Genomic DNA, 19,125 nt, shown 5'->3' on the forward strand with positions numbered 1-19,125 from the left:
CACTTTAGATATTTGTTTAAGATGAGATGTAACTCATTGAAATGTGTCATCATATTCGTCGTCAGAAAACAAGTATTATGCCATTATTTCAATGAGTTGTCTTTTTTTGTCGTGTACAAAGAAAAAAACTATACATCTGAAAGCTAATGCTTTTTTCGTATACAAATGAAAAACTCTTGAAATAAAAAAAGAAACTTATTTAAAGTTCCTTTTGATATTTGGCAGAGGATCAAGGACTCGAACCTTGACGAACGGTTTTGGAGACCGTCATGCTACCATTACACCAATCCTCTATAACCCTATGATCAATTCATTTCTGATTTAATCATAAAAAAAGCAAGAAAATCTTGCTTTTTAAATTTGGTGGGGGCGAAGAGACTCGAACTCTTACACCTTGCGGCGCTGGAACCTAAATCCAGTGCGTCTACCAATTTCGCCACGCCCCCGATGGGTATGCATATTAGTGAGAAACACTCGTTATGACAAGTCTTTCTGACAAAAAACTCTACCAAATGCACATATAATATTCAAATCAAACATTTATGTTTATTTTTACAGCAAATCAATTGCATTCAAACAATTTTTTGCCTCTATTGCTGAGCTAAATCGCTGTTTTAGATGTTTCTGCAATAAGCCTGTTAATAAAGGCAAAAAACACCGCAATTCATCAGGTAATTTAATTTCTAATTTCTGGCAATGTAGGATGGCCCATTCATGGTAGTTTTTTGCAGTTAATTTGCTTTGGGATAACCACTCATAAACAATGATGCCAAAAGCATATAAATCAGTTTGTATTGTTTTTGGCTTCCCATGAAAAAGCTCAGGTGCCATATAATGAGGAGTTGCGGTTAAATTTTGGATTGGTTGTAATTGATAACTTTGTTCAAAATCAATGAGCCTGCATGAATTTTCATATAATCGAAAATGCTCTGCTTTTAAATCGCCATGAATCCAACCTAATTGATGCATACTTTGAATGGCTTGCAGCGCAGTTAAAATTTTATGGCAGATAACTTGGATGCTATCTGTTACCTGAATAGGACTAAAAAATACATTTGTAGCAACACTAAGCAACCCTACCCCAAACTGTGGAAAGTCATCGTCATTTTTAATATGACAAAGCGGTATAATTTGATGGGGCAATAAAAAATTCTGTCTAACTTCAGAGTTTTGTTGATAGAAACTTAATTCTCGCTCAAACGCTTGCTCTAAAACATCATGGCTATTGATTAAATGAAATTTAAGCCAATATTGTTGTTGCTCAATCTGGCAACGATATAAACGCCGCCCAAAAGCATAGCTTTCAGGTTTAGTACTTAAACTCAAATTATCCAGTTGAATATTTGAATCAAAGATCAACGTAGTAAAACTCATTCTGTTGCTTTTCTTGCTGCTTACGCAGTGATGTTAAACAATGCTCAATCGTTTTTCCAATCCGTGCATGAATTTCAATAGATGAAATCTTCGGCCATGTCGCTCGCTCTCCCTCTTGCTGCAAAACCTTAAAGAGTTTCGGACGTGGATTTTTAAGCATATAGCTATAATGTCTTAAACCATAGCGCGCAATAATATTTACATCGCCGTAATAACGCTGCCCTAAAATGCCATATCCATGATCTAAAACACGGCGAATCGGGAAAAAACTGCCCATATAATTACGTGTTAAATCCATAACTTCCAGAGCAAGCGATTTGCCTTGATGCCGAATAATTCGTTTAGGCCAGTTTAGAACATCGCGACGAAACCGTTCAGTATCACTTTGCATAAATGGCACGATATGCGGATTTACTTGGCTGGCAATGGTGTAATTTATATTATACAAACGAGCCATTTTTTCTTGTGGAAAATCACTACGCATACTCCCATCCACCCACTTGGTATTGGCCAAATAAGGTGTATGCTGACCATCGTAACGTTTACTGGTTAAGTGCACAGGCGGAAATAATACAGGTACAGCACAAGATGCTAAAACAGCACTCCACACCAAAACATTCGGCGCTGTGAGTGCATTCATAATCCGTGGGTTTTGTGCTGTGTTATACGGGGCAATTACAATATTAATATGTCGCTTTGACTGTTGATAGGCTTCTGCAAATGTCACATCACCCAAATTTTGCATCAGGAATTTTTTCAAATACATGACATCAGCAATACCACCATGACCTCGAATTAGCTCTGAAATTTTCCTGAATTGAAAAGCATCACTAAAAAAATGTTCGCCTTCGAGCAGTTCTGGAATTTTATCAGCCGAGGATACCCCCAACATGCCCGTCATGATCGCCCCTGCACTTGAACCAGACAGGACTCGAGGCATCAAATCTTGTTCGAGCAAAGCCTTACATACACCTGTATGAAATAAACCCAGTGTTGCACCACCAGAAAACATAAGGGCAGGTTGTCCATAGGCTCTTTGACATTCTTTAAAAAATTGAATTTTTTCTTTGAGTTGAAAAGTAATACATTCACTAGAAGCTAAATAGCGAAGACATTCACTCATTTCTTCAACATAGTTTTCGATAATTCTTTTCGTACCTATATAGGTTTGTGCAAATAACATTGGATGACCAATATTGGCGAAGTCATAAGATAAGCCTTCACGGAGAACATAAATTAAATCTAAAGTTCGATGTTGCATTCGATATTTTTTTAATAAGTTGTATCGTTTAGACAAAATTTCTGCATCAAAGTAAGGCGATTGATTGTCATATTTCCATGCTTCATGCCCCGCTTCTTCGTCCAGTTTTAGTGCAATTTCTTTCCATTCCGCATAAGAACTCGCATGTTGCAAGCTCTCTTTTAACATATCGATTTTATGCAATTGATATGTATTTCTTTTTTCTTGAGCTCTATTGAACATTAGCATTCCTATTTTTTCATTATATTCTTATCATCTCGCACTTATACAATGCAAAAAGCAGCACCAACAATCAAGGGTAAAATTGACCATTTGCAACATTTTTAATGATATTTTCTTCATTTCAGCTATAGCAATGATAGTATCCCTAATCATTAATCACTGAGTTTGGTTTGTGTTTATGGCTATTCTTGATTTACCCGAATCTATTCTTCAATCTTTATCTAGTGTTTTGACACAGTTACAACAAGTTCTCCCTGCACCTAAACAGCCAACAGATTTTTCTGCGATTGCTTTTCGATGGGAAAATCAACAACTAGTTGCAATTCAACAACCTAAAAAATTGTATTTAGAAGATCTAAAAGGAATTGAACGCCAGAAAGCCAAGATTATTCAAAATACTTTACAGTTTCTCAATGGCTTACCTGCCAATGATGTTTTACTCACAGGTTCACGTGGTACAGGGAAATCATCGATTGTTCGCGCCTTGCTTACAGAGTATTCAGCACAAGGTTTGCGTTTAATTGAAATTGAACGAGATGATCTTTCTGATTTACCTAAAATCCAAAAATTAATAGAACATCGCCCTGAAAAATTTATTGTTTATTGTGACGATCTTGCGTTTAACGCAGAAGATGAAAATTATCGTAGTTTAAAAAGTGTCTTGGATGGCTCACTTCAATCGGGTTCAAGTAATTTTATTATTTATGCAACCAGTAACCGCCGTCATTTACTACCTGAATTTATGCATGAAAATACGCCTGTGCGTAAAGTGGATGTTCCTCAATATACCGAGTTACATCCACAGGAAGCGATTGAGGAAAAAATTTCACTGTCTGATCGTTTTGGCATGTGGCTTTCCTTCTACCCAATGGATCAACAACTGTATTTAGAAATTGTCGAGCATTATATTGTTCAAGCAAATTTGGAATATAACGACATTGTTCGTGCTGAAAGTTTGAAATGGTGCCAAGCTCGTGGGCAGCGTTCAGGGCGTGCAGCTTACCAGTTCTCTAAACACTGGATTGGCTCGCAAAACCTTGAAAAATTGTCTAACAAGGATTAAGGAGATTGCCCTAAAAAGCTTTGGCTTTGTCCTTATTTCCGCTTAGCAAAGGCAATTGTTTTTAACCTAGCTTTTCAGTCTGGAAAGAACGTAGGAAACAAGATGAAAAAACAATTGCCACCCTCATCCCTTACAAGCAAAATTTTGGGTAAAAGTTTATTACTTGCACAAAGCACCTTAGAGCAAGCGATTAAATATTCAACGACTCCTTTTTCTGCACCAGAAATCATTCGTCCTAGAACTGAAGAAAAATTCTATACATGGACACACTATGGCATCTTGTTTCCACTACTACCTGAGCCACATCGTTATTCGCCACACAGATCAACCTGCTGAAGTGTATACCAACGTGGAATTTAAAATTATTTCACATCAAGTTGATGATTATATTTCCACAAGTGGTAAAAAATGCGTTTACCGCAATTGTTTTCATGGTCTGAGAAGGATAATGCTAATCAGAAACTGCTAGAAATTATCGCTGAAGTCGACAGCCCATACCGCTATGGTCATGGGATCGGTTATACAAGTGCATACACTTTCACGGGTGAATATCAAAACCAAAAAGTTCAAGGTCGTGGTTATCTTGAATATATTGATGTCGAAAATCAAAATGCGTTTAAAGATTAAAAGTCTTGAAATTGTATTAGTTCAGAATTGATGCAGAAAATAAATTTTCTCTGCATCAAACATACAGCTTAAATATTAATACTCTTTTGCTAACTTCTCTAAGGTTGTGAGCATTTTTCTCACCACACTTCTTTTATGATGCAGCATATTCTTAATATTGCTTGGATTAAAACCTGTCAATTTTGCAATACCACGACTGGTCATGTATTCACCCGTTTTCGCAAAGTGCTTTTCACTTAACTCGGTTTTCGCATTTGAGAATCGAACCGCCAGCTTATAATCACTAAACTCAGACCATGCGCCAGTCTTATATTCGTCCGCATCAAAGCTACCCTTCTGCTGAGTAGGTTTTTCACGCAGAATATTACTCAAGCGGTTAATAACAATCTTTTCTTCACTTTGCTCAATGATTTGATAAAGTTCAGTTTCTTCAAAAGGACGTCCTAAAGCGATGTCTTTTCTATATTGTTCAACGACCTTTTCTTTTGACTCGACCTTTTTCTCACCTTGTTGAGTGAGACAGAGAATCTTAAATAAAGACTCTAATCGGCCACATGTAAAAATATAAGAAATTTTCAACTTACAACTCCATTATGAACGGTAGTTCATAAAAATATTTTCAAAAAAAATTTTGACCTATAAATTCACTATAAAACTCATTTAAAGGCAAATCAAAATCAGCAACTAATTGCCTTCTTGTCGTTTGTGTAATTTCACCAGTTTTCGGATTCAGACCCGTTTTCTCAACGTCTTTCCAATAAACACCTGTACCACGTTTTTGCCATGCAGGAAGTTCATTAAAATTAATCTGCTGTGAAAAGAGTAAATCATGCTTTTCTTGACGATTTAACCCTTTAACTTGTTCCGTTGCTTCACCTACTGCATGACCCGATTTTCTTAACATCCAATAGCAGTGTGCATTTAATGCATTTCGATGAGCATCCTCTTGTCTCCAACGGAAATAGTCATCTACTAATTGCGAATTGGGTAAAACACAAACTCGAGCATCAAAAGTAGCAATTTGACCATGCATCACCGAGAATTTTGCACTGGCTTCACCTGCTAAAATAGAAAGAATTTTGCGTTCCTTACGGTTAAAACTTTCATCGCGGTAATGGAATAAAAGAGAAATTTCATCGCTCTGGGTATAACCATAAACGATATTAAAACCACACTGTAATAAATGGGTTGTGGTTTCTACCATTAAATCCCTAAAATGTACATCAAATGGCGCTTCGAATTGCCAGATTTCTTTGGTTAACCGTGTAAACCCACGACCATCCAACCTTACGACAATATAATTTTCGGGCGGAATACAGAAATCGTAAGCCGTCTCATATTTTCTTAATCTTGTATCTAAATCTTCAAATCTCATTATTGTTCTCTTAGATACAGCAATCTCACATTAAAGCCATTTTCTTGATCAATTGAAACGCTGTAAATTTCATCAAAACCCTCATCAAGTTCAGGTATTTCTAACTTTTTAAAAGTTGAAATAACACCAACTCTAGGAATTTTCGCCTTACCTACTCGTTGTTCATTCCGCAAAAGAGCATCATCCAAACCGCTATCAAAATAGTATGCGATCGCTTTAAAGTGAGCATTTTTTGCATCTTGAACATATATCTTTCGATCGAATTTACTTGGATTGGTATTATCAATAACAACTTTCTGTTTTGCTTCTAAACATGCATTAAACAATATTTTTTCACGATGTCTGGTTTTCAACATATCAAGATTGAGACGAATATGAGTATCAGAAAAATATCGCTTAAAGAATGTTGATTTACCTGAAGCTTGCCCACCTACAAAAATGATAAGTTCCATTTTAGGTCGGTTGTAACTCAGTCATTGGCCATCTTGGCGTCGTCGTCACCGCCAAACCATCATGTTGCCCAGCTTTTAAACGTTGGTATCCAGCAAAGGCAATCATGGCACCATTATCAGTACACAATGCAGGCTCGGCATAATAGACTTGAGCTTTGATTTTTTTAAGTGATGTTTCCAATTGCTCACGTAATCTTAGGTTGGCGCTCACACCACCTGCAATCACCAAACGTTTTAAACCTGTTTGCTTTAAAGCTTTCACAGATTTTTTAGCGAGTGTATCGACAACAGCTTCTTGAAAAGAAGCCGCCACATCGGCATCACGATTCTCTTCACCGAGCTTTTTCAATTGTACAGAAACTGCGGTTTTAAGACCGCTAAAAGAAAAATCTAAACCTTGATGTAATATTGGTCGTGGGAATTCAAATGCCTTGGCATCACCCTGTAACGCCAATTTTGCAATATTCGGCCCACCTGGATAAGGCAATTTCATCATTTTTGCGACTTTATCAAAGGCTTCACCGGCTGCATCATCAATTGACTCACCGAGCAATTCGTATTGACCGATGCCATAGGCTGCCATGAGTTGAGTGTGTCCACCCGAAACCAATAAAGCCACAAATGGAAATTCCGGTGGAGTTTCCGAAAGCAATGGCGCAAGCATATGGCCTTCCATATGATGCACACCGATCGCAGGTTTATTAAATGCAAACGCCAAACTGCGACCAAATAAAGCCCCAGTCATCAGTGCACCCATCAATCCTGGACCACGGGTATAGGCAACAGCATCAATCTCTTGCTTTTTAACACCACTCTGCTCAAGCAATTGATTAATTAAAGGAATCATCTTACGAACATGATCACGTGAAGCCAATTCAGGAACGACACCGCCATATTCTGCATGCAGTTTGATTTGGCTATACAAAACCTGTCCACGTAAGCCGAGCTCGCTATCATAGAGTGCTAACCCAGTTTCATCACACGAAGTTTCTAAGCCCAAAACAATCATTAAACTGCCTTTACAACGATCAAAAATAATATCAGAGCTATTATAGACTTGTGATCTGAGTTGTAAATGAGTAAAATACTGACCTTCACTTGCGATCTAGTGCAATCGTGCATTAGATCTTATCCATAATCTTAGAGGATTTTACATGCCACAAGTTAAGTTGAAAGAAGGCGAACCAGTAGACGTAGCTATCCGTCGTTTCAAGCGTTCATGCGAAAAAGCGGGTGTTTTAGCTGACGTTCGTAAGCGCGAATTCTATGAGAAACCAACTCAAGAGCGTAAGCGTAAAAAAGCTGCTGCAGTTAAGCGTTATCAAAAGAAATTGACTCGCGAATCTGTACGTACTACTCGCCTTTACTAATTAATTTGTGATTGACTGCTGAAGAGACTATGAATACTTTAAAAAACCAAATTACTGACGTATTAAAAAACTCAATGCGTGCCAAAGATATGGCGACAGTAACGGTTATTCGTGGTGTACAAGCAGCAATTAAGCAAATCGAAGTCGATGAGCGCATAGAGCTTGACGATGCTCAGGTTCTTGCGGTCATTGAAAAGCAAATTAAACAACGTAAAGAATCGATCAAGGCCTTTTCTGGCGCTGGTCGAGATGATTTAGCTAGTAAGGAACAAGCCGAAGTTGAGGTTATTTCTCAATTTCTACCAGCCGCTATGACTGAGGAAGAACTTGATTCCATCATTGAGCAAACGATTGCTGCTCAAGAAGCTACTAGCATGAAAGATATGGGTAAGGTGATGAATTCTCTACGTCCGATCATAGCCGGACGTGCCGATCCTGCACAAGTATCTGCTAAAATTAAAGCAAAATTAAGCTAATCTGCTTAACCCCCCTTTATATAATCTATTCAATTAAAAAACTGGATTCATTTTTAATCATGAACCCAAGAGATTATTTTTACTTAAAATCACACTGAACGTTATATTTCACTAGCATTTGCATCTCATTTGACTCAGTGACTTGTTTGATTACATCCTGTTTAGTCATATTTGCATATTGTGGCGGCAAGGATGAGCGATTTTTTTCAATCGCATCTGACATATCCTGAATATAACGCTGATTAATACCACAATACTGAGCTTGCTGCTCAGGTGTGAACTGTGAAATCTGTGGATTAAGGCTACGTAAAAAACTACGAATATCCTGTGCATAGACACTACGAATTTTCTCAACCGAATTGACATATTGCTCAACTGATGCTGCTGAGCTAATCCCCACACTGCTTATCGCAAAAATAAAAACTAAAATTTTCTTCATAAATGTTCTAACTTCTCAGCGATTTTTTAGGCAGATCATCTTATCTTAATTCAATAAAGTTTGGTTTGTGCTCAGTAAAAAATTCTTCTTTTGGTGCAGGAAGATTCCCATCTGTCACTGTTCCTAGGCGTAAACGAATCACATTAGCTAAATCGGTACGATATGAGTAAAGTGGGCTTGCGTAGTTTTGACAAAATACGCGTGCTTTATTCGGTGTGTGGAAATATTCTTTGAGCTGATCATGTCCTGACAGAATTTTAAATTGTGTTTCGTCAAGTGGGCTATTCCAACCAGCGATTGAGCCTTGCGCCTGCTGACAGTCACTACAATAGCATAGAATGCTGTTTTCAATTTCACCATAATATTGATACTGCACAGCACCACACAAACATTGTCCTTTGATGATTTTTATTTCTCTTAATTCTTGATAAAGATTAAATTTTCATACGGCGATCATCTTGCATTTGTTTTAAGCGAGAGTCAATTTTTGCTGACATGGCTAAATTTCCTTTAGCTAAACGTTGAGCGTGCAACATCGATTTAATCGCATTTTCCTCATATCCTGACCAATACTCAGCTTCAGCACGGTAACAAAGCACATTAATTGCTTGTAGTGGCGAACTTTTATCTAAGTTTGTTGCCTGCTGCAACAGTTGCCAACCTTCAATATCTCTCTGGTTTTTATGAATAAACCGTTGAACCAATGTTTGAGCTTGAGCAGCCTGCCCTTGCCGAATTAAAACTTCTGCAAGTTTATAAGATAGTGCCCTATTTTCAGGCATCGTTTTTTGAATGAAATTTATACTACTATAAGCCTGATCAAATTTATTTTGCCCTAAGTAAATATCTGTTTGAATCAGTGGGACCAATACATGATATTTAAGCTTTGCTTTTACCAAATCTAAATTTGCTTGTGCCTGAGTATAATCACCACGTTCTAAATAAAACTTACTTAGCGCTAATTGTGCAGCTGTATTTTTTTGATTTGCAAAAGCTTGTAATTGAGTTTCTGTCGCTTGGTTTGAAATTACGAGCGTATATAACTTTAAAATCTCAAAATCAAGATCATATATTTTTGATTTTACTTTTGGGAGTTGGTTTGCTCGTAATCGGGCTTCACTCATACGCTCTGTCGTTAGTGGATGAGTGAGCCAAAAATCAGGTAAGAAACTCACACGACTTGTTTCACGATGCATGGTTTCGAAATAATCTGCCATGCTTTGTGGATTGTATCCAGCAGAATACATAAACTGCATACCAATACGGTCTGCTTCACGCTCTTGATTACGACTATAACTGAGTTGCTTGTCCATCAACGCAGCTTGAGTGCCTAACATCACCGCTGAACCAACATCACCATCTGCTTTAGATGCGATTGCAGCACCGACAAGAATACCTGCAAGAGCAAGTAACCCCTGTCCTTTAAATGCTTCTTGTGAACGACTGTAATGTCGCTGTGCAACGTGGGCGATCTCGTGTGCCATGACCCCTGCTATTTCATCCAAATTTTTTGCAGATGTAATTAAGCCTGTATTTAATGCAAACAAACCACCAGGCACTGCAAATGCGTTAATTTGTGGATCTTTTATAACCACTAAACCAATCGGTTGACCAAGCTGAGTCTGACTAAGAATACCTGAAAAAACCTGTAGAAATTGATCTTCTAACCACGCATCTTGTACCGTTGGCATCTGTCGATGAACTTCACGATAAACTTTTTCACCAATCAGTTTTTCTTTCTGTTGATCAAGCAAACCTACACCACTGCCAATTTCAGGTACTTCTGTTTGTCCAATTGCCTGTGTAGGCAAAAAGATCTGAGTATGACTCAATTGAGTAGTGGCCAATAAACCACATGCAAGCAGCAGCGATCTCAAGTCGTTTCTCTATGATTCTAATAAAGAAATTTAATATAACATTAGAAAATGAAGATATTTGCAACGAAGTGTTATAAAAGGCAGGAAAATCCTGCCTTAGTTTATATTTTTGAAATCAACACTATTATTTCGTGTTTATATAACGTTGATCGACACTAAATTTCTCTGGAAACTTTGCATTAATCTCTGCATAAAAAGACATAATTTCAACCATATCTTTTTCATAATCTCCCGTAGGATAAACAATTTTTCCTACACCTGTTTTTTTCTTAGCATAATCCATATACGCCAATGCAATCGGTACGCCTGCGGTGGTTGCAACATGATAAAAGCCAGTTTTCCACTGTTCTTGTTTAGCACGCGTCCCTTCTGGTGTCACTAACATCACTAACTTAGGATGTGTTTTGAACAAGTCACTCATGAGTTGAACCATACTCGGTCGCGCTTGTCCTTCTTGTTTCGCGCTACGATCAATCCCAATACCACCCATTGCACGCACAAATGGACCAAATGGAAACTTCATGTAACTATCTTTAATCGTAAGACGAACATTTACACCTAAAGCTTTTAATGCCAACCGTGCATATAAAGCATCCCAATTACTGGTATGTGGAGCTGCAATCATCACGCATTGATCAACATTCAAATCCCAATGATTATCCAGCTCCCAACCCATTAGATTTAAACTTTTTTCAGCCAATTTCTCAAACACAGACACCCCGAAGACAAAATTTCAAAAGTCGAAAGTGTACCAATATTAATCAATTTAAAAAGATAGACCCGCACAATAATGCAGCAATTGACTGATCAGCATTGTAAGCAATTATTCAAACTTTGGATTAACGAGATAACGAGGTGTTCTATCTTGTAGTGCGTCCACTAAATTTTGATAAGCAAGTTTCACCATTTTCTGACGCGTTTCAGTCGTTGCTGAGCCAATATGCGGCAAGGTTACTGCATTTGGCAACTCAAATAATGCTGAATTTTGCAGAGGTTCTTTGGCATAGACATCCAATCCAGCAGCAAAGATCTTATTTTGTTTTAATGCTTCGATTAAAGCGTTTTCATCGACTACAGAGCCACGTGCGATATTGACGAAGACAGCATGGTTTTGCATTAAGTCAAACTGTTCTGCGCCAATCAGTGCTTGGGATTCATGATTTAAATCAACAGCAACTACAATAAAATCAGACTGCTGCAATAACTGGTCTAAGTCGCGATATTGAGCATTGAATGCTTGAGCCACCTCAATCTTTTCACGGCGGTTATGGTACAAAACATTCATATTAAAACCATAAAATCCACGACGGGCAATGGCAGCACCAATATTCCCTAAGCCAATAATCCCTAGAGTTTTACCAAAAACATCCATACCAAATTGTTCAGTAGATACCGTGCGTTTCCACTGACCTTGTTTGGTCCATGCATCAAGGTATGGAACTTTGCGTGCAGCACTCAGCAACAAAGTAAAGGCAAGATCGGCCGTTGTTTCCGTCAAAACATGTGGTGTATTAGCAAGCCAAATTTTCTTTTGATTAAGATAGTTAACATCGTAATTATCATAACCAACAGACACTGTCGAAATGATTTTAAGTTTTTGGGCTGGTGCCAAATTACCTTCGTTTAACAGTCGTCCTGCGCCAATCATGGCATCAGCATCAACAACCTCTGTTCGAATCTGGTCGTTGATATCACCCAGTTTAGGATTAAGTAGCACGACCCGATAATCTTGCTGTAACTGCGCTAAAACATCTTGATCTATTTGGCTGAATACAACAACTTTCTTCATGATTCGATTTCCGATCTTTATTGCATGAGCTGCCACAACCGTCTTTTTAATAAAGGTTGGGCTAACATTTCTTCTAAACTCGCTAAATGTAAGATATTAGAATGCTGAATAAAATCCAATTGACCTAAGCACAATATCTTTTTTTGTGCTGCGGTTGCATCGAGAAAACCTTGAATATACGAGGAGAGTCCCCGACTTTCCTGAAAAGCAGCCAAAGGAAATGGCCATTTTAATTCAGCATACTGCCCTAATCTGGCCTTTTGAATATTTTGCCAGAGTTGGCTTTGAGCATCGCTGAGCTGACTGCTTTCTAATAAAATGGCACAGTTTTCCAACACATACATTTGCAATTCAAATGACTGAACCTGAGCAGTAATAACAATCTGTTCTTTTTCAACAAGCGCTGCTTTAACAATAGGTTCTGTAACAACTTTCGTTTGCTGCGATACTTCAATTTCGGCGATCGGTGGCGTTTGTGCAGATGTTGCTGGAATATCTTCTAAAATCGGTGCAACTTCAAATGTACGTTCTGTAGACTTAGAAACGTCATCAATTAATTGATCTCGCCATAGACTTGGTGCAGTGTTTTTTTGACATACAACTTCCCGAGGAATCCAAACATCTATTCCCAAAGCTGCTAGCCTGTTTCTCTGCTGCCCAATCATCTTACCTACTCATTCTGGTTATTCACGGTAATTTGCGATACCGTAAGTTGAGTAGTCTAACATAAACCGATCTCGTCAAAATGGCTTCCTTTTGTTCAATCAAATCCATACAAATTCAATTTATTATTTAAAAGATACGCTTATCTTTAATTTCGGGAAATATTTAATAAGAATAGATAATTTTTCATTCATCTATTTTCTACATTTTTATTACAATACTTCAATAAATCATTAGGGTCTTACTTTGTTAAATTCAAACGTTCTCAAGGAAAAATAATAAGTTTCAAGGTTAATATTGAAAAATATAAGCTGTACCATTAATACTTTAGAGAACCCTCAGAAGCTCATCCCACTTGGTCAAATAACTCGGTGATTTATGGTTTTGATTCATACGCCACGCCCGCCCATGCGGCGTAATCAATCGCCCTAGTGTCATACAATCCCGACCAAATCTTTTATTAATATTATCAAAAGCGATCGAAAGATTTTTTCGAGCAATCAGTTTATTGGTGTCATGGAATAAATCGACTGCATGGCTATGTTGAGGGATAATATCCAACAAAATCACTTCTGCTTTTTTATAACGATGACCAGCTTGATAAATTCGATCAAGCCCCTGTAACACAGCTTTGATAATTTCTAAACGATCATCGCTATAGTCGGATAGATACATCACTGTATAGGGTCGATAATATTGATCTTTGTCAAAACGATTGGTACGAATGCTAACGCCAATAGCTTTGCACAGTAAGTTTTGCTTTCGCAAACGCTCAATAGCACGTAAGCTAAATTCAGTTAAAGCGCCACTCAGGCTAGTTTTATCCTCAATCGGCTGACCAAAGGAACGGCTACTTAACACCTGTCGTCGATCTGTCACAACATCTTCAATTTCTAAGCAAGCCATGCCTTGTAATTCTTTAACCGTATTTTCCATGACCACAGAAAAATACTTACCTAACATTTTAGGATCAGCTTGAACCAAATCCATCACTGAGTAGATATTCATTTTTTCCAAGCGCTGACGAATCTTTCGTCCAACCCCCCACACTTCACCTACAGGCATCTGCTGTAACAAGTCTTCAATCACGCATGGGTCTTCAGCAACGATATTACAGACACTATCAAAACAGGCGTGTGTCTTGGCTAGATTATTGGCCAGTTTGGCTTGAGTCTTGGAATAACCAATGCCGATGCAACATGGCAAACCCAACCAGTTTTTCACCGTATCTAGAATTTGATGTGCATATTCAGTTAAATCGTGACTATGCTGATAGGCAGTCAACTCCAAAAAGCATTCATCAATCGAATAAACTTCCTGTTCAGAGGGATCTACAAAGTTGCCTAATAGATTCATAAAACGACGCGACATTTCCGCATATAAAGCATAATTACTGGAAAAGACCTGCACTTGATGCTGACGAATAATATCTTCGATTTGAAAGAACGGCACAGCCATACGAATGCCGAGCTTTTTTGCTTCATAAGAGCGGGAAACCACACAGCCATCGTTATTAGATAGAACCACCACAGGACGCTTTTCTAACTTTGGATTGAATACGCGCTCGCAACTGACATAACAGTTATTCACATCAATTAAAGCAAAAATACGTTGTGGTAGGCTCATTGGCTTACCTCATTGGCTTCAAGTTATACGTCACCACACCCCAGATCTGTAACTCTTGTCCGTCTGTGATATAAATATTTTGGTAATCTGGATTTTCAGCTTTTAACCATACCTTTGGAGGGCTGAAATGATGATCAATCATCAAACGTTTGACCGTAAAATCATTGTCAATCAAAGCAATCACTATATCCCCAGACTTCGCTGAAAGACTACGATCCACCACTAATGGATCATCAATATCAATCCCTGCGTCCAACATCGACAGTGAATTGGCTTTGACAATGAAAGTCGAGTTTTCGTTACGAATTAAAAATTCATTTAAATCGAGTGATTGCTCAACATAATCTTGCGCAGGTGATGGAAAACCCGCTGCAACTCGTTCGGTTGCTAGTGGAATATGATAAATTCGGTCATTCTTTGCTTGCACATTTTGGATTTTCATTTGAGCAGTCAAATCTGTACGAGTATCGGTTTTGACATTATTCAGTAACCAATTTTTGATGAAATCAACTTGAGATTCGGGAACACGGATGACTTTGGTTGGCTCACTGAATTGTGCTTTACGTCCTGCATTACTTCGGGCACCGCCATGCTCAAATTCGTTTTTTTTGGACATAATTCCTCCTTACCCAAGTTTAAAATACTTACAAATAATTTAACTTGAAAAAGTTACAAATTCAAGTTGACGTACAATTAATTTTGCATAACAATGAATTTAATAGATCAAATTTTGGCTTGTTTAACTAAGACAAGGATGTAAAACAAGCTGATATTAATTTTTAAAATCAATGACTTAAAAAGTAAATTTATTTTTAAAAACTTAAATCATTGATCTAATTCAAGAATATATTTGATCTGTTAGCAGTAGATTTTACTCAAAAGATTTTTGATGTGGAGACATAAAAAATGAACAATCGACGTGATGCTATTCTAGGTTATGCTGACGAACAACATGCTTTCTTTATTCGTCTCATCGAGAACAACACTGTATTAGGTGAGAGCTATGGACTATTTTGTGACAACCAAAATAGTGAAGCAGCGGAAAGTATTATGACTACCCTTTTTCTAAAAAAATCTTTTTGGCTCAATGGCTCTGAGTTTAATGACATTGTTAAAGGGCTTAACCCAATTCATTGAGATCACATAACACTAGGCGAATTCAAACCTGAGGTGCGACAGTTTCAAAAACCTTATGATAATCAACAAGTTGAGCAAACTTCTCTAATAGTGTAAGCCAATCTAACGCTTTTCTAGGACGAGTATTCAGTGACATGGCAACTTGATTTAAATCACTTTTGTTGCTCTCAAATAAAGCCCACTTATTTGAATCTCATAAGTGGGTCTCTTTTATCGTATTGAAAATAGAAGATTGAGGTCAGATAAATCTTTTATCATTCACAGGTGCAACTAACTTATAAATCTTTCCATCTATATCACTTTCAAAAAGTAAATCGATATTTGGAAAAATGATATTCCCTTCTACCTCAATATGCTCAACTCGTTTAAAAAAAGGAATATCTTGGTCTTCTAAATCATTGAGCTGTGCCACAACAATCGATTCATTTTCTTCTTGATCTTTAATAATTACCGTAATCTTATCCATAATACTTCTTCCCAAAATATTGTTGATAGGACTATGAGAAATTTTCTATCGATTGTCGACTAATAGCTTGTAACAAGACTTATAACTATTATATTTTTATTTTTTAGACGACTAAGTGGTTGAAATTAAGCACTGGTTAGAAATTTCTTTAATATTAAACTAACCATACAGTTACAATGTTATTTAAAAATATTTCAGAAAATTTTACATTAAACCTCTTATGAAAGTAAAAACTGCCTCATTTCAGATTCTGAATTCAAACGTTTGGTTGGCGTAACTCGACCAGTTTTTGGTGAAATGGTAAAGGTTTTAAAAGAACTGGAATTACTCAAAAAGAAATCAGGGCATCCTCATACTTTAGCTATAGAGGATCAATTATTAACACTCAATTACTTGCGTAATTACAACACTCAATTGGAATTGGCGGAAAATTACCATATCACTGAAAGTAATGTGAATCGAACCATTAAAAATGGTTGAAGATACATTAAGTTGATTAATCAAACTAACCATGCGAAAAGGTATGTTTGATTAGCTGCTGCTCAACTATGCCACGTATCGTTTCAATCCATCTCAACCCAGTTGAACAAAAACAACTTATTGATCTCACCAAACACGCTGCACATTGGCGAGAAAGACAACGCGCACAAACCATATTGTGGCTATCCGAAGGTAAAACTGTAGCAGAAGTAGCTAAACTTCAAAGTCGAATACCTGAAACTATACGGTTACAACGTCGCCATTGGCAACTCTACCAATTTGAATCTATTCAAGAAGGTCATCGTTCAGGTAGGCCAAGTGTTCTTACAATAGCCCTGAATTAAATCGCATTGAGATATGGTATGGTGACAGATGAAGTATCATTGGCGTGATTTCAAAGTAATGACGGCTAATCAAATACAAAATTGGGTGTATCAGATATCAAAATATTTTGGCAATAAATACATGTTTACTTTTTAGATGTTACTTATTTAATCTTATCTACTACAGCACAAAAAATTTTTTAAATTAAAACTTGCTCACAGAAACTTCACTATCGAACCAGTATAAATATTAAGAGTCTTATACTGATCTAAATTCATATCAGAAAATTATAAGACGAATAAAAATTAATCAAAAATATACCCAAGATCAACATGGTCAAGGAGACACAAAATGGACTCTCGCCTACTTTTAGCAATTATGCTAAGTAGTTTTAGTGTGACATCATTCGCTTCAAGCCACCGCGAAGCACCATCAATCAGTAAAACACCCAAGGTTGACGCTACAGATTTTTATATGTTTAAAAGTTATGAGCCGAGCCGAAGTAATTTCGTAACCATACTAGCAAACTATCAGCCTTTACAAGATGCTTATGGGGGGCCTAATTATTTCGCTTTAGATCCTAAAGCCTTATATGAAATACACATTGACAACAACGGAGATGGGCAAGAAGACATTACTTTCCAATTTAAATTCAATCAAGAGTTAAAAGACTTACAAGTTCCTGTAGGTGGCAAGAATGTTTCTGTACCATTATCTAACATTGGTAAAATCACAAATGATAGTAGTTCAGCTCAAAATACCGCTGAAACATATACTGTTACCATGATTAAAGGTGACCGACGTAAAGGTGATCGAAGTACTTTAGGCTCTTTTAAAAAGCCATTCGATAATGTTGGCGCAAAATCAATTCCAAACTATCAAGCCTACGCAGATACATTTGTCCAAAACATTAACTTTGGAAATTGTGGTTCTGGTAAAGTTTTTGTCGGTCAACGTCAAGATCCTTTTGCTGTTAACTTAGGTGAAGTATTCGATTTAGTGAATATTAAGATTCCTGCGACTCAACTCGCACCTTCAGGCGTAAACGCTGAAGATCAAGGATTGAATAATATTGCAAATAAAAACGTCACTTCAATTGCTTTAGAAGTTCCACAATCTTGTTTAGTGGCTTCAAATGATACAGTGATTGGAGGATGGACAACAGCAAGCTTACCTCAAGCCACCTTATTAAATCCTAATCCTGAAAGCAATCTTTCCAGTGCAAGTAAAGTTGGTGGTGCTTGGACTCAAGTTTCACGTTTAGGCATGCCTTTAGTTAATGAAGTCGTCATTGGTCTTAAAGATAAAGATAAATTTAATGCAAGTAAGCCTGTGAATGATGGGCAATTTGCTGACTATGTGACTAACCCAACCCTCCCTACATTAATAGAAGTTCTTTTTAAAGAGGCAACTGGTGGTGCCGTAGTTGCGCCAACAAACTTTCCAAGAACTGACTTAGTTAACGCATTTCTTTTAGGTATTCCTGGCTTAAATCAACCTAAAAATGTAAAAGCATCTGAAATGTTACGTCTAAATACTGCTATTACTCCAGCGGCAAAAGATAAACAAAATCGTCTTGGTGTAATCGGTGGAGATACTGCAGGATTCCCGAACGGTCGTAGACCTGGTGATGATGTCGTCGATATTGAGCTGAGAGTTGCTATGGGCTTACTCTGCACAATTGATGGTGTGAATACCGCTGTTGGTTGTAAAGCGAGCGATGCTAAAGCTGGAGGAATAGGCTTTACAGATGGAGCTCTACAATCACCACAACAATTTGGTACTGCTTTCCCATACTTAAATACTCCAGTAGCAGGCTCTCCATTTAATACAGCTAGCAAATAATTAGGAGTAGTCGCCATGAGAAAACTCATTTTGCTGTTCATGGTTGGTATTGGATTAAGTGGCTGCGGTGGTAATGACAATAATTCAAAACCAAATAATAACAACCAACCCCAAAATGACCCCGTTCTTAAAGAAACGTTGTCATTAACCAATCAACCTCAAAGTAACTACGAACAGGCTGAACCTAAAAGTATTACTGAAATTTCAGAATCTACTATAGATAACAAATCAGAACCCGTTGCAGTGAAATTTTAAGATT

Annotated in this window: 22 protein-coding genes, 2 tRNA genes and 5 pseudogenes; 11 read left to right on the plus strand and 18 right to left on the minus strand. The window is 37.3% G+C overall.

The window, feature by feature from the left end:
• Nucleotides 1-219: 219 nt before the first annotated feature.
• From HYG88_RS12190 to HYG88_RS12205, 4 genes are all read right to left on the minus strand, one after another.
• A tRNA-Trp gene (locus HYG88_RS12190) sits at nucleotides 220-293 on the minus strand.
• Between the two features lie 68 nt (nucleotides 294-361).
• A tRNA-Leu gene (locus HYG88_RS12195) sits at nucleotides 362-446 on the minus strand.
• 106 nt (nucleotides 447-552) lie between these two features.
• Complete coding sequence (locus HYG88_RS12200) at nucleotides 553-1,374, minus strand: protein kinase (RefSeq protein WP_178883186.1); 822 nt, start codon at nucleotides 1,372-1,374, stop codon at nucleotides 553-555.
• Nucleotides 1,349-2,857 (minus strand): DUF3336 domain-containing protein, encoded by a 1,509-nt coding sequence (locus tag HYG88_RS12205; RefSeq protein ID WP_178883187.1) that lies wholly within the window; start codon nucleotides 2,855-2,857, stop codon nucleotides 1,349-1,351. Before HYG88_RS12205 ends, HYG88_RS12200 begins: the two co-directional genes overlap by 26 nt.
• 178 nt (nucleotides 2,858-3,035) lie before the next feature.
• Here HYG88_RS12205 and HYG88_RS12210 point away from each other — a divergent pair, with 178 nt between their 5' ends.
• The 3 genes and pseudogenes from HYG88_RS12210 (at nucleotide 3,036) to HYG88_RS12215 (ending at nucleotide 4,547) form a co-directional block, all read left to right on the plus strand.
• Entirely contained in the window at nucleotides 3,036-3,920 is an 885-nt protein-coding gene (locus HYG88_RS12210; RefSeq protein ID WP_178883188.1) for an ATP-binding protein, read from the plus strand.
• 102 nt (nucleotides 3,921-4,022) lie between these two features.
• The gene (locus HYG88_RS15450; RefSeq protein ID WP_372616658.1) at nucleotides 4,023-4,256 is read left to right on the plus strand and encodes a hypothetical protein; all 234 of its coding nucleotides are present in this window, start codon (nucleotides 4,023-4,025) and stop codon (nucleotides 4,254-4,256) included.
• Nucleotides 4,192-4,547 (plus strand): annotated as a pseudogene (locus HYG88_RS12215) (DUF6670 family protein). The gene HYG88_RS15450 and the pseudogene HYG88_RS12215 overlap by 65 nt, the downstream one beginning before the upstream one ends.
• A 75-nt stretch (nucleotides 4,548-4,622) precedes the next feature.
• Here HYG88_RS12215 and HYG88_RS12220 read toward each other — a convergent pair.
• Genes HYG88_RS12220 through tsaD form a run of 4 tightly spaced genes read right to left on the minus strand, consistent with a single transcriptional unit; the run spans nucleotide 4,623 to nucleotide 7,383 of the window.
• Nucleotides 4,623-5,126 carry a hypothetical protein gene (locus HYG88_RS12220; RefSeq protein WP_004662957.1) on the minus strand — a complete coding sequence of 168 codons (504 nt, stop codon included), beginning with the start codon at nucleotides 5,124-5,126 and terminating at the stop codon, nucleotides 4,623-4,625.
• Nucleotides 5,127-5,166: 40 nt separating this feature from the next.
• Nucleotides 5,167-5,922 carry a tRNA(His) guanylyltransferase Thg1 family protein gene (locus HYG88_RS12225; protein ID WP_178883189.1) on the minus strand — a complete coding sequence of 252 codons (756 nt, stop codon included), beginning with the start codon at nucleotides 5,920-5,922 and terminating at the stop codon, nucleotides 5,167-5,169.
• Complete coding sequence (locus HYG88_RS12230) at nucleotides 5,922-6,374, minus strand: AAA family ATPase (protein WP_178883190.1); 453 nt, start codon at nucleotides 6,372-6,374, stop codon at nucleotides 5,922-5,924. Before HYG88_RS12230 ends, HYG88_RS12225 begins: the two co-directional genes overlap by 1 nt.
• Before the next feature lies 1 nt (nucleotide 6,375).
• Complete coding sequence (gene tsaD, locus HYG88_RS12235) at nucleotides 6,376-7,383, minus strand: tRNA (adenosine(37)-N6)-threonylcarbamoyltransferase complex transferase subunit TsaD (RefSeq protein ID WP_178883191.1); 1,008 nt, start codon at nucleotides 7,381-7,383, stop codon at nucleotides 6,376-6,378.
• A gap of 145 nt (nucleotides 7,384-7,528) precedes the next feature.
• On the opposite strand from tsaD, the gene rpsU reads away from it, so the two are divergent.
• Nucleotides 7,529-7,744: a 30S ribosomal protein S21 gene (rpsU, locus tag HYG88_RS12240; protein WP_004652785.1), complete on the plus strand. Its 216-nt coding sequence runs from the start codon at nucleotides 7,529-7,531 to the stop codon at nucleotides 7,742-7,744.
• A 29-nt stretch (nucleotides 7,745-7,773) separates the two neighbouring features.
• Entirely contained in the window at nucleotides 7,774-8,220 is a 447-nt protein-coding gene (locus tag HYG88_RS12245; RefSeq protein ID WP_004808327.1) for a GatB/YqeY domain-containing protein, read from the plus strand.
• Nucleotides 8,221-8,299: 79 nt separating this feature from the next.
• Here HYG88_RS12245 and HYG88_RS12250 read toward each other — a convergent pair whose 3' ends face one another.
• The 8 genes from HYG88_RS12250 to HYG88_RS12285 form a co-directional block, all read right to left on the minus strand.
• Nucleotides 8,300-8,659: a hypothetical protein gene (locus HYG88_RS12250; protein WP_004662963.1), complete on the minus strand. Its 360-nt coding sequence runs from the start codon at nucleotides 8,657-8,659 to the stop codon at nucleotides 8,300-8,302.
• 40 nt (nucleotides 8,660-8,699) lie between these two features.
• The gene (locus HYG88_RS12255; RefSeq protein ID WP_178883210.1) at nucleotides 8,700-9,065 is read right to left on the minus strand and encodes a GFA family protein; all 366 of its coding nucleotides are present in this window, start codon (nucleotides 9,063-9,065) and stop codon (nucleotides 8,700-8,702) included.
• A 28-nt stretch (nucleotides 9,066-9,093) separates the two neighbouring features.
• Nucleotides 9,094-10,506 carry a M48 family metalloprotease gene (locus HYG88_RS12260; RefSeq protein ID WP_256731731.1) on the minus strand — a complete coding sequence of 471 codons (1,413 nt, stop codon included), beginning with the start codon at nucleotides 10,504-10,506 and terminating at the stop codon, nucleotides 9,094-9,096.
• A 154-nt stretch (nucleotides 10,507-10,660) separates the two neighbouring features.
• The gene (locus tag HYG88_RS12265; protein ID WP_178883193.1) at nucleotides 10,661-11,248 is read right to left on the minus strand and encodes a 1-acyl-sn-glycerol-3-phosphate acyltransferase; all 588 of its coding nucleotides are present in this window, start codon (nucleotides 11,246-11,248) and stop codon (nucleotides 10,661-10,663) included.
• 111 nt (nucleotides 11,249-11,359) lie between these two features.
• Nucleotides 11,360-12,325, minus strand: a complete 966-nt coding sequence (locus HYG88_RS12270; protein WP_005159267.1) for a D-glycerate dehydrogenase — start codon at nucleotides 12,323-12,325, stop codon at nucleotides 11,360-11,362.
• A 17-nt stretch (nucleotides 12,326-12,342) separates the two neighbouring features.
• Nucleotides 12,343-12,990: a hypothetical protein gene (locus HYG88_RS12275; RefSeq protein WP_178883194.1), complete on the minus strand. Its 648-nt coding sequence runs from the start codon at nucleotides 12,988-12,990 to the stop codon at nucleotides 12,343-12,345.
• 325 nt (nucleotides 12,991-13,315) lie between these two features.
• A complete protein-coding gene (locus HYG88_RS12280; RefSeq protein WP_005159263.1) occupies nucleotides 13,316-14,614 on the minus strand; it encodes a Y-family DNA polymerase in 1,299 nt (432 codons plus the stop codon).
• 4 nt (nucleotides 14,615-14,618) lie between these two features.
• Nucleotides 14,619-15,230, minus strand: a complete 612-nt coding sequence (locus tag HYG88_RS12285) for a LexA family transcriptional regulator (RefSeq protein ID WP_005159261.1) — start codon at nucleotides 15,228-15,230, stop codon at nucleotides 14,619-14,621.
• A gap of 290 nt (nucleotides 15,231-15,520) precedes the next feature.
• On the opposite strand from HYG88_RS12285, the gene HYG88_RS12290 reads away from it, so the two are divergent.
• The gene (locus HYG88_RS12290) at nucleotides 15,521-15,751 is read left to right on the plus strand and encodes a hypothetical protein (protein ID WP_004662971.1); all 231 of its coding nucleotides are present in this window, start codon (nucleotides 15,521-15,523) and stop codon (nucleotides 15,749-15,751) included.
• A gap of 22 nt (nucleotides 15,752-15,773) precedes the next feature.
• Here the strand turns inward: HYG88_RS12290 and HYG88_RS12295 are convergent.
• Together HYG88_RS12295 and HYG88_RS12300 are read right to left on the minus strand one after the other, a co-directional pair.
• Nucleotides 15,774-15,905: pseudogene (locus tag HYG88_RS12295) on the minus strand (IS30 family transposase); the annotation flags it as partial.
• An 84-nt stretch (nucleotides 15,906-15,989) separates the two neighbouring features.
• A complete protein-coding gene (locus HYG88_RS12300; protein WP_004662973.1) occupies nucleotides 15,990-16,217 on the minus strand; it encodes a hypothetical protein in 228 nt (75 codons plus the stop codon).
• Nucleotides 16,218-16,457: 240 nt separating this feature from the next.
• Between HYG88_RS12300 and HYG88_RS12305 the strand changes: the two are divergent.
• The 5 genes and pseudogenes from HYG88_RS12305 to HYG88_RS12320 form a co-directional block, all read left to right on the plus strand.
• Nucleotides 16,458-16,688 (plus strand): annotated as a pseudogene (locus HYG88_RS12305) (IS5/IS1182 family transposase); the annotation flags it as partial.
• A 77-nt stretch (nucleotides 16,689-16,765) separates the two neighbouring features.
• Nucleotides 16,766-17,026, plus strand: a pseudogene (locus HYG88_RS12310) (hypothetical protein); the annotation flags it as partial.
• A gap of 2 nt (nucleotides 17,027-17,028) precedes the next feature.
• Nucleotides 17,029-17,177, plus strand: a pseudogene (locus HYG88_RS15455) (transposase); the annotation flags it as partial.
• 195 nt (nucleotides 17,178-17,372) lie between these two features.
• Nucleotides 17,373-18,866 carry a DUF4331 domain-containing protein gene (locus HYG88_RS12315; protein WP_178883195.1) on the plus strand — a complete coding sequence of 498 codons (1,494 nt, stop codon included), beginning with the start codon at nucleotides 17,373-17,375 and terminating at the stop codon, nucleotides 18,864-18,866.
• Nucleotides 18,867-18,881: 15 nt separating this feature from the next.
• Nucleotides 18,882-19,121: a hypothetical protein gene (locus HYG88_RS12320; protein ID WP_005165093.1), complete on the plus strand. Its 240-nt coding sequence runs from the start codon at nucleotides 18,882-18,884 to the stop codon at nucleotides 19,119-19,121.
• Nucleotides 19,122-19,125 lie beyond the last annotated feature (4 nt).

The organism is Acinetobacter sp. SwsAc4 (assembly GCF_013391535.1).
In the GTDB taxonomy this organism is placed as follows: Bacteria; Pseudomonadota; Gammaproteobacteria; order Pseudomonadales; family Moraxellaceae; genus Acinetobacter.

What these genes read in the sequence shown, in the direction of transcription:
- HYG88_RS12200 (WP_178883186.1), bottom strand. Translation starts at nt 1,374, where the DNA reads ATGAGTTTTACTACGTTGATCTTTGATTCAAATATTCAACTGGATAAT.
- HYG88_RS12280 (WP_005159263.1), bottom strand. Translation starts at nt 14,614, where the DNA reads ATGAGCCTACCACAACGTATTTTTGCTTTAATTGATGTGAATAACTGT.
- HYG88_RS12250 (WP_004662963.1), bottom strand. Translation starts at nt 8,659, where the DNA reads ATGAAGAAAATTTTAGTTTTTATTTTTGCGATAAGCAGTGTGGGGATT.
- HYG88_RS12290 (WP_004662971.1), top strand. Translation starts at nt 15,521, where the DNA reads ATGAACAATCGACGTGATGCTATTCTAGGTTATGCTGACGAACAACAT.
- HYG88_RS15450 (WP_372616658.1), top strand. Translation starts at nt 4,023, where the DNA reads ATGAAAAAACAATTGCCACCCTCATCCCTTACAAGCAAAATTTTGGGT.
- HYG88_RS12320 (WP_005165093.1), top strand. Translation starts at nt 18,882, where the DNA reads ATGAGAAAACTCATTTTGCTGTTCATGGTTGGTATTGGATTAAGTGGC.
- HYG88_RS12270 (WP_005159267.1), bottom strand. Translation starts at nt 12,325, where the DNA reads ATGAAGAAAGTTGTTGTATTCAGCCAAATAGATCAAGATGTTTTAGCG.
- HYG88_RS12285 (WP_005159261.1), bottom strand. Translation starts at nt 15,230, where the DNA reads ATGTCCAAAAAAAACGAATTTGAGCATGGCGGTGCCCGAAGTAATGCA.
- rpsU (WP_004652785.1), top strand. Translation starts at nt 7,529, where the DNA reads ATGCCACAAGTTAAGTTGAAAGAAGGCGAACCAGTAGACGTAGCTATC.
- HYG88_RS12300 (WP_004662973.1), bottom strand. Translation starts at nt 16,217, where the DNA reads ATGGATAAGATTACGGTAATTATTAAAGATCAAGAAGAAAATGAATCG.
- HYG88_RS12245 (WP_004808327.1), top strand. Translation starts at nt 7,774, where the DNA reads ATGAATACTTTAAAAAACCAAATTACTGACGTATTAAAAAACTCAATG.
- HYG88_RS12230 (WP_178883190.1), bottom strand. Translation starts at nt 6,374, where the DNA reads ATGGAACTTATCATTTTTGTAGGTGGGCAAGCTTCAGGTAAATCAACA.
- tsaD (WP_178883191.1), bottom strand. Translation starts at nt 7,383, where the DNA reads ATGATTGTTTTGGGCTTAGAAACTTCGTGTGATGAAACTGGGTTAGCA.
- HYG88_RS12275 (WP_178883194.1), bottom strand. Translation starts at nt 12,990, where the DNA reads ATGATTGGGCAGCAGAGAAACAGGCTAGCAGCTTTGGGAATAGATGTT.
- HYG88_RS12210 (WP_178883188.1), top strand. Translation starts at nt 3,036, where the DNA reads ATGGCTATTCTTGATTTACCCGAATCTATTCTTCAATCTTTATCTAGT.
- HYG88_RS12225 (WP_178883189.1), bottom strand. Translation starts at nt 5,922, where the DNA reads ATGAGATTTGAAGATTTAGATACAAGATTAAGAAAATATGAGACGGCT.
- HYG88_RS12205 (WP_178883187.1), bottom strand. Translation starts at nt 2,857, where the DNA reads ATGTTCAATAGAGCTCAAGAAAAAAGAAATACATATCAATTGCATAAA.
- HYG88_RS12315 (WP_178883195.1), top strand. Translation starts at nt 17,373, where the DNA reads ATGGACTCTCGCCTACTTTTAGCAATTATGCTAAGTAGTTTTAGTGTG.